Source organism: Saccharothrix variisporea (assembly GCF_003634995.1).
Classification (GTDB): Bacteria; Actinomycetota; Actinomycetes; order Mycobacteriales; family Pseudonocardiaceae; genus Actinosynnema; species Actinosynnema variisporeum.
Genome location: NZ_RBXR01000001.1, coordinates 8,688,846 through 8,703,693 on the forward strand (window position 1 = coordinate 8,688,846; position 14,848 = coordinate 8,703,693).

General features: G+C 73.2%; 16 protein-coding genes. 4 read left to right on the plus strand and 12 right to left on the minus strand.

The window, feature by feature from the left end; all coding sequences use genetic code 11:
* Positions 1–5: 5 nt before the first annotated feature.
* From DFJ66_RS39260 to DFJ66_RS39295, 8 genes are all read right to left on the minus strand, one after another.
* The gene (locus DFJ66_RS39260; RefSeq protein ID WP_121229464.1) at positions 6–929 is read right to left on the minus strand and encodes a complex I subunit 1 family protein; all 924 of its coding nucleotides are present in this window, start codon (positions 927–929) and stop codon (positions 6–8) included.
* Positions 922–1,908: a hypothetical protein gene (locus tag DFJ66_RS39265; RefSeq protein ID WP_121229466.1), complete on the minus strand. Its 987-nt coding sequence runs from the start codon at positions 1,906–1,908 to the stop codon at positions 922–924. The genes DFJ66_RS39260 and DFJ66_RS39265 overlap by 8 nt, the downstream gene beginning before the upstream one ends.
* Positions 1,899–2,240 (minus strand): NADH-quinone oxidoreductase subunit A, encoded by a 342-nt coding sequence (locus tag DFJ66_RS39270; protein ID WP_121229468.1) that lies wholly within the window; start codon positions 2,238–2,240, stop codon positions 1,899–1,901. Before DFJ66_RS39270 ends, DFJ66_RS39265 begins: the two co-directional genes overlap by 10 nt.
* A gap of 57 nt (positions 2,241–2,297) precedes the next feature.
* Entirely contained in the window at positions 2,298–3,236 is a 939-nt protein-coding gene (locus DFJ66_RS39275) for a M56 family metallopeptidase (protein ID WP_121229470.1), read from the minus strand.
* Positions 3,233–3,595: a BlaI/MecI/CopY family transcriptional regulator gene (locus DFJ66_RS39280; RefSeq protein ID WP_121229472.1), complete on the minus strand. Its 363-nt coding sequence runs from the start codon at positions 3,593–3,595 to the stop codon at positions 3,233–3,235. Before DFJ66_RS39280 ends, DFJ66_RS39275 begins: the two co-directional genes overlap by 4 nt.
* 92 nt (positions 3,596–3,687) lie before the next feature.
* On the minus strand, positions 3,688–4,233 hold the full coding sequence (locus tag DFJ66_RS39285; protein ID WP_121229474.1) for a CGNR zinc finger domain-containing protein: 546 nt from the start codon (positions 4,231–4,233) through the stop codon (positions 3,688–3,690).
* A gap of 10 nt (positions 4,234–4,243) precedes the next feature.
* Positions 4,244–5,281 carry a 3-deoxy-7-phosphoheptulonate synthase gene (aroF, locus tag DFJ66_RS39290; protein ID WP_121229476.1) on the minus strand — a complete coding sequence of 346 codons (1,038 nt, stop codon included), beginning with the start codon at positions 5,279–5,281 and terminating at the stop codon, positions 4,244–4,246.
* 11 nt (positions 5,282–5,292) lie between these two features.
* Positions 5,293–6,183 (minus strand): helix-turn-helix domain-containing protein, encoded by an 891-nt coding sequence (locus tag DFJ66_RS39295; protein ID WP_170199994.1) that lies wholly within the window; start codon positions 6,181–6,183, stop codon positions 5,293–5,295.
* Positions 6,184–6,556: 373 nt separating this feature from the next.
* Between DFJ66_RS39295 and DFJ66_RS39300 the strand changes: the two genes are divergently transcribed.
* Genes DFJ66_RS39300 through DFJ66_RS39315 form a run of 4 tightly spaced genes read left to right on the plus strand, consistent with a single transcriptional unit; the run spans position 6,557 to position 10,225 of the window.
* On the plus strand, positions 6,557–8,113 hold the full coding sequence (locus DFJ66_RS39300; protein WP_170199996.1) for an FAD/NAD(P)-binding protein: 1,557 nt from the start codon (positions 6,557–6,559) through the stop codon (positions 8,111–8,113).
* Between the two features lie 39 nt (positions 8,114–8,152).
* Positions 8,153–8,959, plus strand: a complete 807-nt coding sequence (locus DFJ66_RS39305; protein WP_246030100.1) for a class II aldolase/adducin family protein — start codon at positions 8,153–8,155, stop codon at positions 8,957–8,959.
* 22 nt (positions 8,960–8,981) lie between these two features.
* Entirely contained in the window at positions 8,982–9,362 is a 381-nt protein-coding gene (gene aroH / locus DFJ66_RS39310; protein WP_121229481.1) for a chorismate mutase, read from the plus strand.
* Complete coding sequence (locus DFJ66_RS39315) at positions 9,359–10,225, plus strand: prephenate dehydrogenase (RefSeq protein ID WP_121229483.1); 867 nt, start codon at positions 9,359–9,361, stop codon at positions 10,223–10,225. Before aroH ends, DFJ66_RS39315 begins: the two co-directional genes overlap by 4 nt.
* Positions 10,226–10,386: 161 nt before the next feature.
* Here the strand turns inward: DFJ66_RS39315 and DFJ66_RS39320 are convergent, their stop codons facing one another.
* From DFJ66_RS39320 to DFJ66_RS39335, 4 genes are all read right to left on the minus strand, one after another.
* The gene (locus DFJ66_RS39320) at positions 10,387–11,121 is read right to left on the minus strand and encodes a class I SAM-dependent methyltransferase (RefSeq protein ID WP_170199998.1); all 735 of its coding nucleotides are present in this window, start codon (positions 11,119–11,121) and stop codon (positions 10,387–10,389) included.
* Positions 11,122–11,212: 91 nt separating this feature from the next.
* Positions 11,213–12,694, minus strand: a complete 1,482-nt coding sequence (locus tag DFJ66_RS39325) for an MFS transporter (RefSeq protein WP_246030101.1) — start codon at positions 12,692–12,694, stop codon at positions 11,213–11,215.
* 133 nt (positions 12,695–12,827) lie between these two features.
* Complete coding sequence (locus DFJ66_RS39330; protein WP_121229489.1) at positions 12,828–14,048, minus strand: acyl-CoA dehydrogenase family protein; 1,221 nt, start codon at positions 14,046–14,048, stop codon at positions 12,828–12,830.
* 54 nt (positions 14,049–14,102) lie between these two features.
* Positions 14,103–14,597, minus strand: a complete 495-nt coding sequence (locus DFJ66_RS39335; protein WP_121229491.1) for a flavin reductase family protein — start codon at positions 14,595–14,597, stop codon at positions 14,103–14,105.
* Positions 14,598–14,848 lie beyond the last annotated feature (251 nt).

Genomic DNA, 14,848 nt, shown 5'->3' on the forward strand with positions numbered 1-14,848 from the left:
GCCCATCACCCCCTCATGAGCACGACCACCGACACCACCAACGCCTGCACCAGCGTCGCGGGGACCAGCACCAGCCACGCGACTTCCTGGAACCGGTCCACGCGGATCGTCGGGAAGCGCCGCCCCGCCCACACCAGCACACCCAGCACGGCAGCCGTCTTCACCACCGACCACAGCCACTCCGGCAGCACCGGACCGCTACCTCCACCGAGGAACAGCGGCACGGCCATCGCCGCACCCGACACCAGCAGCACCCACCGCCCCGCCACGAACACCAGCCGGTCCACCCCGGACAGCTCCGCGAGCACCCCGCCGCCCGCGTCCGCGCCCGTGGCCTGGTCGAAGGGGCGGAAGAACGACATGCCCAACACCGACAGCAGGTACACGGCGAACGCGACCGGCATCCACACCACGAACCACAGGCCCTGCTGCGCCGCCACGATGTCGCCGACCCGCAGCGAGCCCGCGCCTACCGCCGCCGTGATGAGCGCGAACATGTGCGGCAGCTCGTAGGCCAGCCCCTGGGCGACGAACCGGTACCCGGACACCAGCGGGAACGCCGAATTCGCACCCCACCCGACCAGCCACACGGCCGCCCAGGCAACGACCTCCATCCCGTTGAACCACACCACGCCCACCGGCATGTCGGCGACGACCCACCGCCCGAACGGCGTGGCCGCCGACGCCAGGACCGCGGCCACCACCACGGCTCCGCCACCGACGCGCCACAGCAGCCGGTCGGCGGCGAGCGTGTTCCGGCGCTGCTGCACCAGCAGACCGGCGGCGTCGCGGAGCGGGCGGACGACGTCGACCGGCGCGCCCGCCGCCCGTGCGGCCAGAGCGGAGTCCAGCGCCGCCGCAGCCAGCACGAAGACACCGAGCACCAGCGGCAACACCAGCCCGCCCCACCACGGAGTGCTCTCAACCATGGGCGTGCGCCTCGCCGACCAACCGACCCGCACTCGCGACGACCAGCCGCGCCTCGGCCAGCTCCCGACCCACCAACAGCCGGGGCAGAACCTCCAGCGGCACCAGGGAATCCTCACCGGCGAGCCAGCCGTACAAGCGGGTCAGCGCGTCCCCGCCGTCGTGCTCACCGACTCCGGCGAGCGTCCACCGCAGGGTGCGAGACCGCCGCACCCGCTCGGCCCACCGCTCCATCCCGGCCCCCGGCGCACCCGCCGGCGCCTGGTCGCGCAGCCGCCGGGCGGTGTTCGCGGCATCCCGCCACCCGGCGACCGACAGGAGCCGTGCCGCGCTGTCGAGCCGGTGCACGAGTCCCGGCACTTCGACGGTCTGTCCACTGTGGCCGATCTGCTCGACCTCCGCGGACTGGATCACGTCACCCTGGAGCACGGTGTGCACCACCAGGCCCTCCGGCCAGTCGGGCAGCGCCGGGCCGAGCGGCACGTGCAGCACGTCGAGCTTGAGCCCGTCCCGGTCGTCGTCGCGGTCGGCCATCGGCATCCCGCCGGGCATCTCCATGCCGGACATGTCGTGCCCGTGGTGATCGTGCTGGTCGGGCATGCCGGACCCGCAGGACATCTCGTGCGCGCCTTCCCCCATCTCCGCGAACGCCCGTGCGGTCTCGGCCCGCTGGCGGGGGACATCGCGCAAGCGCTCGACCGCCTCGGTGAGGGCTTCGGGGACATCGGAAGCGATGGCGATGTCGGCGCGGGCACGCGGAGCCGGGATGGCGTCCCACACCCGGTCGAGGTAGGGCTCCAGCTCAGGGTTCGCGGGACCGGCCACCACCAGGAGGTTCGCCTCGGCCGCACTGCGCGCCGGCCACCAGCCGTGCTCGCGGCAGAACCGCTCCACCGCTATCCGAGTCAGGGGACCGCCGGGCGCCGCGACGACGAAGGGACGCGGGGGAGTGCGCCGCAGCAGCCACTCGGTCAGACCCACCGGAAGACGCCCTCCCGCCACGCGTACCAGACGCCCGCCATCAAGACCGCCAGGAACAGGAACATCTCCACCACGGCGGCCGTGCCGATCTCCGCGACGACCAGCGCCCACGGGTACATGAAGACCATCTCCATGTCGAAGGCCAGGAACACCATGGTGATCGTGTACCAGCGCACGTGGAAGCGGGAGACGGCGTGCTCCCGGGGCGCGTGGCCGGACAGGAAGGGCGGGACGTCGGCCAGGGCATCACCGAGACGGACCAGCATCGCCACGCCGTACAGCGCGGCCACCACGGCGACCGCGACCACGAGGAGTGTCACGACGCCGGTCATCGGCCCCCACTACCCACATTAGTGGATCGTAGGGGCGGTCACGGTGGTCCGCGACCGCTAGAGGCAGCCGATCGAGATCAGGGCCAGCAGCCCGCCCAACCCGGCGACGGTGGGCAACGCCACCGCGGTCGTGCAGGCGGCCACGCACGACACTCGGCTCACCAGTGCGCTCCGCCGCCGGCCGGCGCGGGTCAGGCGCTCCAGGCGGACCTCGACCGCGTCCTGGCCCATCGCCAGCGCCGTGCCAGGGGTGCCGTGCTGAGACACCCGCAGCAGCGCCGACCGGACCGCCTCGGCGCCGCACGTCCGCACGGCCGCGGCGTCCGCGGCCAGTTCGACCAGGGCCTTCACCGCGGCGGGCGCGTGCCGGAACAGGGGGAGGACCGGCAGCACCGTGGCGATCGCCTCGCCGGCCGCGACCAGCAGGTGGTGGCGGCCCGCCAGGTGGGCCCGCTCGTGCGTGAGGACGGCGGCCACCTGGTCATCGGTGAGGTGCCGGTGGAGTCCCTCGGTCGCGACCACGACGCCGGGCGAGCCGGCGAGGGTGAACGCCAGCGGCGCGTCGTGGTCCAGCCACAGGGTGGTGGGTGTACCGGATTCCTGTCGGGCGGCAACGCGCAGCGTCGCCAACTGGGTCCGCCGGGTGCGCGCCCGCCGCCGCGCCGCGCGGGTGCTCACGACGACCAGCCGCGCCAGCAGCGCGGCCACCAGGCCCAGCCCCAAGAGCCCACCGGCGGCCTCCACGCCCGGCGTCATGCCGTGCCCGAGGGAGGACCAGCACTGGTGCAGGCGGCCGAGAGCGTGCGTGCCGTGGTCGGGTACGAGCAGCAGCGTCACCGCCAGCGCCGCGGCGACCACGACACCGACCGCGGACGCCAGCCACGCGGCGAGGGCAACCGTCGGGTCGACATCGCGGGCGGCCAGCCGCAGCAGCGGCCGAGGTGCCAGCACGCCCACCAGAGCCGCCGTGATCAGCAGCGCCGCCGCGACGGTCACGTTCTGCGGGGCTTGCGGGGGAGGGCCTTGCGCAGCAGTTCGGTCTCCCGCGCGGACGCCGACCGGGCGAAGTGCAGCAGCGCGCCCTCCGGGTCACCCGACGCGGTGAGCACCTCGCGCAGCGCCTTCGCCGCTGCCTCGTTCCTGCTCAGGGCCGACTCGTAGCGGAACGCCTTGCCGTCGCGCTCGCGGTCCACCCAGCCCTTGCGGTGGAGGTTGTCCAGCACGGTCAGCACGGTGGTGTAGGCGAGGTTCCGGTGCTTGTTCAGCTCGTCGAGGACCTCGCGCACCTTCATCGGCTCGGGAGCGCGCCACAGCACGTCCATGATCGCCGCTTCCAACTCGCCGAGCCCGTGCATCCCACCCCTTCCGACCGGCACATGCTAGCCGCCGGAGGCGCGGGGCGGAGCCGGCTGCGCGAAAGGACCGGCCGTGGGATCCGGCGGCGCGGTCAGGTGTCCTCGCGCCGGCGTTGGTAGTGCCGGGCCACCCGGACGCGATTGCCGCACTTGGCCGAGCACCACTGGCGGTGGCGGGGCTTCTGGGCGTAGAAGTGGCGGCAGCCGTGCGCTTGGCACCGGGCCAGGCTGCCGTCGATGAGCAGTTCCAGCAGTTCCTCGGCGATGTCGGCGAGCAGGCCTTCGACCGGGGTGGCGTCGCGGCGGGTCCGGCGGGCGACGCCGGTCGGGGTCAGCACGTACTCCAGCCGGCTCGGCGCGTCGGCCACCACGGCGTTGACCACCGCGAGCGGCTCCTCGACGGCGATGTCGTCGCCCAGAGCGTGGCCGGCGAGCGCGTGCAGGGCGTCGCGCAAGCCCCGGAACGCCGCCAGGTCGCCGTCTCGGACCGGCACCTCCGGCCGGACGGCGGCGACCCAGCGCCGGAGGTGGTCGGGCTCCGCCAGGCCGTCGCGGACCCGACCGCGGTCCCACCAGCGCGTGTTGAGCAGCCGGACCGCGGTCGGTTCCTCGGGCAGCACCAAGGCGAAGTGGTCCACGCGTTCCCCGTCAGACCGCGACCCGGTCGACCCTGGCGACCTCGCGGCCGGTCGCGGCGGCGAAGTCTGCGACCGCCGTGGCCAACAGGGGGATGTCGGCGTGCACCAGCGCCTGCGGGCCGTCGCACAACGCCGTGTCGGGGGCGCCGTGCACGTCGACGATGATGCCGTCCGCGCCGACCGCGATGGCGGCCCTGGCCAGCGGCAGCACCAGGTCGCGGCGACCGCCGGAGTGCGACGGGTCGATGATCACGGGCAGGTGCGACAGCTGCTGGGCGACCGGCACCGCCGAGACGTCCAGGGTGTTGCGCGTCTGCGTCTCGAACGTGCGGATGCCCCGTTCGCACAACACGATGTCGAGGTTGCCGCGCTGGGCGATGTACTCCGCGGCCATCAGCCACTCCTCGATCGTCGCGTTCATGCCGCGCTTGAGCATCACCGGCTTGCCGACAGCGCCGACCGCTTGCAGCAGCGCGAAGTTCTGCATGTTCCGGGTGCCGATCTGGATCATGTCGGCGTGCTCGGCGACGGTGTCCACGTCCGCGGGGCTGACGACCTCGGTGACCACCGGCAGGCCGGTCGCCTCGCGCACCTCGGCCAGGATGCGCAGCCCCAGCGGCCCCAGCCCCTGGAAGGCGTACGGCGAGGTGCGCGGCTTGTACGCGCCACCTCGCAGCAGCGTCGCGCCGGCGTCGCGGGCCATCTTGGCCGCCTCCAGCGTCTGGTCGAAGGTCTCCACCGCGCACGGGCCGGCGATGAGCGTCACGGTGCCGGGCCCGATGGGAACGCCGCCGACGCGCACGGTCGAGCGGTGGGGGTGGTGCTCGCGGCTGACCAATTTGTACTTCGCGGAGATGCGCACGACGTCGGCGACTCCCGGCAGACTGCGCAGGTGGTGCTCGTCGAATTGCTCCACATCTCCCACGATGCCGATGACGGTGCGGTTCACGCCGTGGCTCACGAATGCCTCGGCGTTGCCACCGGAGATGAATTCGACGACTCCCTGCAATTCGTGCTCGGACGCGTTCGGCTGCATGACGATGACCACGCGAGGACTCCTCATCGGGACTCGGGCCCACATTTCACCCGGTCGCCGACATTAACCGGCGTCGCCGATCCGGCGTGCGCACCGGGCGCAGGCCCGCCGGCGGATTCGCGAATCGCCTCCCGCGCACGCCGGTACTCGCTGGGCGTGAGCCCGTAGGCGGCGCGGAACAGCCTGCTGACCTGCGACGCGCCGGGGATCCCGCACTTCTCCCCCAGGACGCTGACCGGCAGGTGGTCCAGTCCCGGGTCGGCCAGGTCGTCGCGCAGCCGGCTCAGCCGCTCGTCCCGGATCCACCGGGCGGGGCTCGTGCCCAGCTCGGCGAACAGGACCTGCAGGTACCGCAGCGAAATGCCGAAGTGCCGGGCGATGTGCTCGGGCATGAGGTTGGCGTCGCCGAGCTTGCTCCGCACGTGGCAGAGGATCTTCAGGGTCAGCAACCGCCGGCCGGCGGCGGGTTCGACCGCCCGCTTCCGCAGCTGCTCGGCCAGCAGGCAGCCGATCAGGTCGAGGATCATCAAGCCCAGGGCGTTGCCCTCGGTGTCGCCCAGCCGGTCCAGGTCGGCCGCCAGGCCGCCGACCGTGTCGGCCAGCAGCCCGTGCACGCCGGTCTCGCCGGACCAGGCCGCGGCGGTCATCCCGCGGGTGCCCTCGGGCGGCAGGCCGACCCGCTGGTGCTCCGCGCCCACGACGACCACCACCGACGGCACCAGCGCCGCGAGCCGGTGCGGCCTGGTCCCGTCGACGCAGGTCAGCTGCCCCTCGCGCAGGACGGTGTCCGCACCGTCCTGGCTCACCGCCACCGCACCGGACAGGCACAGCGCGATGCCCAGGCGGCCGTCGAGGGCATCGAGGACCGGGACGCCCAGCGGATCGGCGTCCCACGCCGACACGGACGCCAGCACCGGTCCCAGGGATCGGGTGGAGCCCCGGGTCGGACGCCCCGGTCCGGGCGGTGCCGGCGGCCCGGCTGCGCGACGCGAGGCAGCGTCGGACCGCACATCGCTTTCCAGGATCATCGCAATGCTCCGTCACGGTGTGTGTGCCGACTTCGAGCGACAAGCTTCCCCGCGGCAACCGTAACAGCGCTTCGAGAAAACGGAATACGCCGATCGTCCCATTCGGCGACGACGGTCGTTGCGCTCATCCGCAACGCGGCGCGCGCGCAAACACGAGCCGGGTCCGACCGCGCGCGGCTACGGTGGGCGCCGAATTCATTCACGACGCCACCGGCGCGGAATGCGGCCCGGTCGCGGCGGAGGGATATCGGGGTGCGCCATGTCATCAGTTCCCAGAATCGCGGTGGTCGGTGGGGGCGCGTCGGCGGTGTGCCTGCTCGACGCCTTGGCGCGGGACGGTGGCGTGCCACCGGGCGAGGTCGTCGTGTTCGAGCCGTCCGGCCACCTGTGGCGTGGTCGGCCGTACCAGCCGGACCTCCCGGTGGTGCGGGTCAACGCCGTGCCCGAGGACATGTCGGTCCGAGCGGGCGACACGGCCCACTTCGCCGACTGGTTGGTGAGCCGGACACTGCTCACCTCCAGCGCGGGAGCACACCGGGACCCGCACAGCGGCGCCACGTTCGTGCCGCGCGCGGTGTTCGGCGACTACCTGGAGCAGTCCGCGCGCGCGGCGCTGCGCTCCTTGGTGGCCGCCGGGTGGGGCGTGCGGATCGTGCGGGACCACGTGGTCCGGGCGGAGGAGTCGGGGCCGGACGAGTTGGTCCTGGGGACTTCGGCGGGGGACGCCGTCACCGTGGACCACGCCGTCCTGTGCTTCGGCGCGGGCACGCCGGTCGACGTGTTCGGGCTCGCGGGGACCGCGGGTTTCGTCGCGGAGCCCTACCCGACCGCGAGCGCCCTGGCCCGCGTGGCCCCGGACGCCGACGTGGTGGTCATCGGTTCCGGCCTGACCGCGGTGGACGTGGTCCTCGGGCTGGACCACCTCGGCCACGAGGGCCGCATCCGCCTGGTCTCCCGGCGCGGCGTGCTGCCGGGCGTGCGCCAGCGGCCCGTGCACCACCGGCTGCGGCACTTCACCCCCGCCCACTTCCGGCGCATCGCGGCCACGGGCGGGACGGTGACGCTGCCCGAGGTGGTGGCGCTGATGGAGACCGAGCTGAACTCGGTCGGCGAGGACCTCACCCCGGTGCGCGCGGAGATCGCCGCCATGACCCGGGAGGACCCGGTCGAGCGGCTGCGGCGCGGGCTGGCCGAAGTCGACTCCCCGAGCATCGCGCTGCGGGTGCTCCAGCAGGCCGTCCCGGACGCGGGCCCCGACGTGTGGCCCCTGCTCGACGAGGCGGCGCGGACGTGGCTGATGGCCGAGCACGACCGGACCGTGATGAGCCTGTGCTGCCCCATGCCGCCCGCCAGCGCCGCCCGGCTGCTGGCGCTGGCCGAGGCGGGCCGGGTCGAGTTCGTGCGCGGGGTGACCGACGTGCGGGCGCGTCCCGGCGGCGGTTTCACCGTGACCGCCGACGGGGTGGAGTCCACGGCGCAGGTCGTGGTCAACGCGGTGAACGCGCGACTGCACCGGCGATCCGGCGCGGCCACGCCGCTGCTGGAGTCCCTGGCCGCCGCGGGCCTGGCCGAACCGCACCCGCGCGGTGGCGTGCGCGTGCTGCGCGCCACCAGCGAGCTGGTCACGGGCGGGGTCGCCGACCCGCGCCTGCACGCCCTGGGCGACCCGGCGCGCGGCAGCCTGTTCTTCACCTTCGGCGTGCAGTCGCTGGTCGACCGCGCCGTCGACATCGTCGAGTCCGTGCGCGCCCGCTGGACGACGCCGGCGCTCGTCCCCGCCGACCGCTCCGACGACGACCGCCTCCAGTTGATCTGACGCCCGCCGCGGCGTACACCGACGTGAGGAGAACCGACCATGACCACCGTGGAAGACCGGACCCCCGGCTACCTCGCCGACACCCGGACCGGCCTGCCGATGCCCGACCGCGAGCAGCGCTCGGTCGAGGAGGAACGCCGTCACCGCAAGCAGCGGCTGGCCGCGGCGCTGCGGCTGTTCGGGCAGTACGGGTTCGGCGAGGGCATCTCCGGGCACATCTCCGTGCGCGACCCCGAGCACCACGACCGGTTCTGGGTCAACCCGTTCGGCGTCTCCTTCAACCTCGTGCGGGTCAAGGACCTGATCCTGGTCGACTCGACCGGCACGGTCGTCGAGGGCGCGTACCCCGTGAACCCGAGCGCGTTCGTCATCCACTCGAAGATCCACGAGCTCAACCCGGCCGCCGAGGCCGCCGCCCACGCCCACACCGCGCACTCCCGGGCGCTGGGCGCGCTGGGGCGCCTGCTGGAGCCGCTGGACCAGGAGTCGGCCGCCTTCTACCAGGACCAAGTGCTCTACGACGACTACCGGGGTCCCTCCATCGCGATCGAACAGGGCCAGGACATCGCGGAGAAGCTCGGCGACCGGCGCGCGATCCTGCTGCGCCACCACGGGCTGATCACGGTGGGCGGCTCCATCGAGGAGGCCGTGCACTGGTTCTTCACCTACGACAGCTGCGCGCAGGTGCAGCTGCTCGCGGCGGCGGCGGGCACGCCGCGGTCGATGAACCACGAGCAGGCGATGGCGGCCAAGGACGGGTTCGGGGACCGGCAGCTCGGCTGGTTCAGCTTCCAGTTGCTGTACGAGGAGATCACCGCCGCCCACCCGGAGTTGTTGGATGAGTGAGTCGCACGGAGGTGGACAGCCGATGACGGGCGTGGTTCGCGCGGTGCGCGGGGCGGTCCAGGTGGACCTCGACGACCCCGACGCGATCGCCGAGGGCACGGTCGCCCTGGTCGAGGCGATGTTGGCGGAGAACGGGTTGGCCCGCGACGAGGTGATCAGCGTGCTGTTCACCGTGACGCCGGACCTGGTCAGCGCGTACCCGGCGACCGCGGCGCGCAACGGCCCCCTGGACGGGGTGCCGGTGATGTGCGCGACCGAGATCGCCGTGCCCGGCGGTCTGCCGAGGGTGGTGCGGGCGATGGCGCACGTCGTCGTCCCCGACCCCGCCCGGCGGGTGCGGCACGTGTACCTGGGTGGTGCCGCCGCTCTGCGGCCCGACCTCGTCGCAGCGGGCCCTCGGTGACGCCGTCCCGGATCCGGACCCTGGCGGTGGTGGGGACCGGCCTGATCGGAACCTCGATCGCGCTGGCCGCCCGCTCCGCCGGGGTCCGCGTCGCGCTGGAGGACCGGGACGAGCGGGCGCTGGCCGCCGCCGTCGCACGAGGCGCCGGCACGCCCCTCTCCGAGGGCGGGTCGCCCGCGGACCTGGCGGTGCTGGCGGTGCCGCCCCGCGCGGTGCCCGAGGTCCTGCGGGACGCGCGCGAGCGCCGGCTCGCCGCGTTCTACACCGATGTGGCGAGCACCAAGGGCGAGGTGGTGCGCCGCGCCGGCGGGGCGCCCGACTTCGTGCCGGGCCACCCCATGGCCGGCGCCGAGAGGTCCGGCCCGGACGCGGCCGACGAGGCGTTGTTCCGCGGGGCGGCGTGGGTGCTGTGCCCGGGGCAGGGGACCGCGGCGGCGGCGCTGGACACCGTCCGCGAACTGGTCGCGCTGTGCGGGGCCGCGCCGTTGGAGATGGACGCCGACGAGCACGACCGCGCCGTGGCCCTCGTGTCGCACGTGCCGCACGTGGTCGCCAGCGCGCTGGCGGCGGCGCTGCGCGGCGCGGGGCCGGACGTGCTCGCGCTGACGGGCCGGGGTGCCCTCGACACGACGCGGATCGCGGCGGGCGACCCCGAGTTGTGGAGGCAGGTCCTGGGCGACAACGCCCGGCACGTCGCGCGGGAACTGGTCGAGGTGGCCACGAGCCTGAGCTGGGTGGCGATCGCGCTGGCGGAGGTCGCCGAGAGGGGCGACCGACGCGCGCTGGACCGGGTGACCGAGCTGCTGGTGCGCGGCTGCCAGGGGCGCGCGGAACTGCTCGACGCGGTGCGCGCCCGCCGCTGAGGGCTCCGGGCGCGCGGACGGCCCCGGTCGACCACCACGAGCCGCCGGTCCTCTCGCGACGGCAGCGAGACCGGCGTGGTCGACCGGGGACCTCCCCGCCCGGACACCGGGAACCGGCCGGGCGATCGCGGGCCCGGCCGGTTCGCCGTGCGGGTGCTGTTTCAGGACACGGCCTCCGCGACCTGGATCAGCGGGCCGCGCCCGGTGGCCGGCGTCGACCGGAACGACCCGTGCTCGGCCGTGACGCGGAAGCCCGCGGCGGCGAGCAGGTTGCGCAGCTCGGGCGCGGTGACCACCCACTGGTCGAAGAAGTTGTGGTGCAGCGTGGCCGGACCGCCCGACACCCCGACGACGAGCGTCTCGTCGTTGCGCCACACCGCGTCGTGCGGGCGCACGGAGATCCGGGCCAGCCGGGTCACCACGGAGCCGTCGCCGGCGACGTGGTGGGTGACCTGCGCGGGCTGGAAGCCGTCGACGAAGTTGAGCAGGTGCGCCGCCTCCAGCACCAGCCGCCCGCCCGGGTTGAGCAGGCGGCGGACCTTGGCCAGCAGGGCGGGCAGCTCGACCGGGTCGACCATGTTGACCGTGGCGAACAGGCAGGTCACCAGGTCGAAGGTCTCGTCGGTGTCGAACTCGGCGAACGTGGCGTGGACGTAGCGCTCGGCGGTGCTCGCCCGGCCCTTGGCGTAGTCGGTGAAGGTGGCGCTGCGGTCCACACCCACCCCCTGGAAGCCGCGCTCGGCCAGGGCGTGCAGCGTGGTGCCCGCGCCCGAGCCCAGGTCCAGGACCCGACCGCCCGCGGGCAGCAGGCCCGCGAGGTAGTCGGTCTCGGCCGCCAGGTCGCGCATGCTCGCTCGGATGGTCTCGTAGATGTCGCCGGGGAACTCGAATGCCATCGCGGCAACCTTTCGGGGACGGTCGGTCATCCTCAGCACAGCGCGTGCGGTGGCCCGGGAGGGCGGACCACCGCACGCGATCGCCGGCGCGTCAGCCGGCCGCGGGAACCGGTTGGGTCCGCTTGCGCGCGGCGGCGCGCAGGACCGGGACGAGCGTCAGCACCGTGGTCAGCACCGAGATGCCGAGCACGACGTAGAGCGAGGTGTGGTAGCTCTCCAACTGCGCGGCGCGGTCGGTGCGCCCGCTCGCGTCCAGCGTCGAGATGGCCGCGATGACCGCCAGCACGATCGCCGCGCCGACCTGGTAGCCGGTCTGCAGGATGCCCGCCGCGACGCCCTGCTCGTCGTCGGCGACCCGCGAGGTCGCCAGGACGTTGGCCGCCGGGAAGGAGAACGGGAACGCGATGCCGATCAACGCCACGCTCGGGAACACCACCCACCAGTAGGAGGCGGTCTCGTCGATGCGCAGGAACAGCGCGTAGGACAGGGTGTAGGCGACGAAGCCCGCGAAGATCATGCCGTGCAGGCCGAACCGCCCGATCAGCTTGCCCGCGCGGGGCGCGATGGTCATGATCAGCAGGCCGACGGGGAGGAACGCCAGGCCCATCTGCAGCGGCGACCACCCCAGGTAGGACTGGAGGTAGAGGCCGCCGATGAACTGGAAGCTCATGTAGGTGCCGAGGATGGCGGCGGCGACGAGGCTCGCTCCCACCAGCGACGGCACGCGCAGCAGGGCCAGGCGCAGCAGCGGCTCCGCCGCCCGGCGCTCGATCGCGACGAACAGTCCGATGAGGACGATCGCGGCGACGAACGCGCCCGCGGTGCGCGGGGCGAGCAGGCCCGAGGCCGGAGCCTCCACGATCGCGAACACCAGCAGCAGCATGGCGGCGGTGATCGTGACCGCGCCCGCGACGTCGTACTTGCGCCCGCGCACGGGCGCCGGGTCCTTGGGCACCAGGAACAGGCCGCCCAGGAACACCACGACCACGATCGGCACCGGCAGCAGGAACGTCCAGCGCCAGCCCAGCTCGGTCAGCAGGCCGCCGACGATGACGCCGGTCGAGTACCCGACCGCGCCGCACGCGGTGTAGATGCCCAGCGCGCGGTTGCGCTGCGCGCCGGCGGGGAAGGACGTGATGATGATCGACAGCGCGGAGGGGGCGGTGAAGGCCGCGCCGACGCCCATGATGAACCGGCCCGCGATCACCATGACGCTCGTGTCGCCGAGGCCGCCCAGCAGCGACCCGACCGCGAACACGGTGACGCCGACGAGGAAGACGCGGCGGCGTCCCGCCAGGTCCGCCGCGCGACCCCCGAGCAGCAGGAAGCCGCCGAAGCCGAGCACGTAGGCGCTGACGACCCACTGCAGGGTGTTGTTGGACATGCCGAACTCGGCCTGGATCGGCGGGGTCGCGATGCCGACCATGATGTTGTCGAGCGCGTCGAGCATGAACGCGCCGCACACGACGATCAGCATCGCCCAGATCCGGAAGCCCCAGCCGGGCATCTCCTTCTCCGGTGGCGCGACCGTCGCGGACCCGCGGTGGGTCTTGGTGTCACTCCTACCAGACATGTTGGGATTCTCCTCGTAACGGGTGGACCACGAGCGATCCACACCGGATCGGGTGTCCCGACCGCGTGGGTGGGGGCGGCGGTCGCGCCGGTGCGGTGGAGGAAGCCGCACCGGCGCGACCGCCCGGTCTTGCTCAGTCCACGATCCCCAGGGCGAACGGGAACAGCGGGGTGCCGCCGAGCAGGTGCGCTCCGGCCGACTGGACGATCAGGTCCTGCACGACGACGTGCTGGCACATGGTGGTGATGTCGCGCAGCCACCGGTCCATCGGGGACGGTTGGTAGATGGAGGTGGTGGCGAGCAGGTCGTAGAGCTTCGTGACGATGCGGCGGGCGGCCCGGAAGGCGTTGACGCGCGGCAGCATCGTGCCGATGCGCTCGTCCTTGGTGAAGTCGTCGAGGGTCTTGCCGGATTCGAGCAGCGCCCACTGCTGGTTCAGGCTGCCGTAGACCGCGTGGCGGGCGGCCTGGAAGTCCATCTCCGCCTCGCCGAGCGTGAGCTGGACGCGGTAGTTGTCCGCCCAGCGCTCACCGGTCTGCCGGTTCACGCGCTCGATCGCGTGCTCCCGCACGTAGTCCAGCGCGGCCCGCGCCAGGCCCAGCGGCACCCCGGGCATGTTGCGCACGAACGCTTCCGGCGCGGCCAGCGGCCCGGTGCGGCTCAACGGGGTGCCGAAGCTGAACGAGTGCGACTCCGGCACGAACACGTCGGTGATCTCGTAGTCGCGGCTGCCGCTGCCGCGCAGCCCGGTGGTGTGCCAGGTGTCGATCGTGCGGACCTGCTCCGGCGGCACGAGCATCAGGCGCCACACCGGCTTGCCGTCGGGTCCGGTCTCCAGCTCGCCGCCGTGGGTGACGAAGCTGCCGGCCGACACCCAGTCCGCGTGGGTGATGCCGCTGCCGAACTGCCAGCGCCCGCTCAGCCGGTAGCCGCCCGGCACCCGCTCGGCGCGCCCGGAGGGGAAGATCAGGCCGGCGGTGATCATGTCCTTGTGCGGGAACATCTCCGCGACGGCGTCCTCGCTCAGGAACGCCGAGTACAGCGGGGTGTCCATGCCGATCATGGCGCACCAGCCGGCCGAGGTGTCGCCGTAGGACAGGATCTCGATGACCTCGGTCTGCTGGGCGGAGGTCAGTTCCGGGCCGCCGCGCTCGGCCGCGAGGGCCATCCGGAACACGCCCGTGGAGCGCAGCAGCTCGACGACGTCGGCGGGCAGGTGCCGGTTCCGCTCGATCTCCTCCGACCGCGCTCGTAACAGCGGCACCGCTGCCCTGGCCCGGGCGAAGATCTCGTCGGCGGTGGTCGGCCCCTCGTCGCGGACGGCTTCGGGGGCGCGGACGTCCAAGCTGGTCATGACAGCCTTCTCCTTGGGTCACTGGTGCTGGGTGCCGACGTTTCCGGCGCTTGGTCAGCGGACTTCACCGAGGGTCTGGTACCGGCCGTGCAGGAAGATCAGTGGTGGACGGCGCTCCTGCAAGCCCACGGCGACCACTTCGCCGACGACCATCACGTGGTCACCGACTTCGATGTGCCGTCGCAGTTCGCACTCCATCCAGCTGGGCGCGTCGACGACGAGCGTGCCCGTCCGCGTGCCGACGGAGGTCGACAACGTGTCGATCGCGTGGGCGCGCTCGGCGCGGCCCCGGGCGAAGGTGCGGGCGACGTCGTCCGCTCCGATGTCCAATATGGACACCGACCACACTCCCGAGGCCAGCAGGTCCCGCAGGAAGCCCGAGTCCCGGTGCAGCGACAGGGCCACCAGCGGCGGTTGGAGTGACAGGGACAGCAGTGAGTTGACCGTCACCGCGTCGTGCTCGCGACCGTCCGGGCCGTCCCGGAAGGTCGACGCGATGCAGACGCCGGTGGCGAAGTTGCGCATGGCGAGGCGGAGTTCACGGTGCACGGTGTCTCCTGGATCGACCCGGGTCGACCGGCGGCGACCGCGCCGGCGCGGGGACTCGTCACTTCGAGGTGGTCGTGCCGTCCGGGGGACGACGCCTCGACGCTAGCGGGCCGCGCGGGCCGGCGGCTCGACCGGAGCGCACGGTCGCTGTCCCATTCGCGCACGCGGCGGGGGCCGGCGCGCGTGGGTAGCGGTGGGTCGCTCTCACGGCGTATCCTTTCTGTAGTGACCTGTCCATAAATTACGCCGGA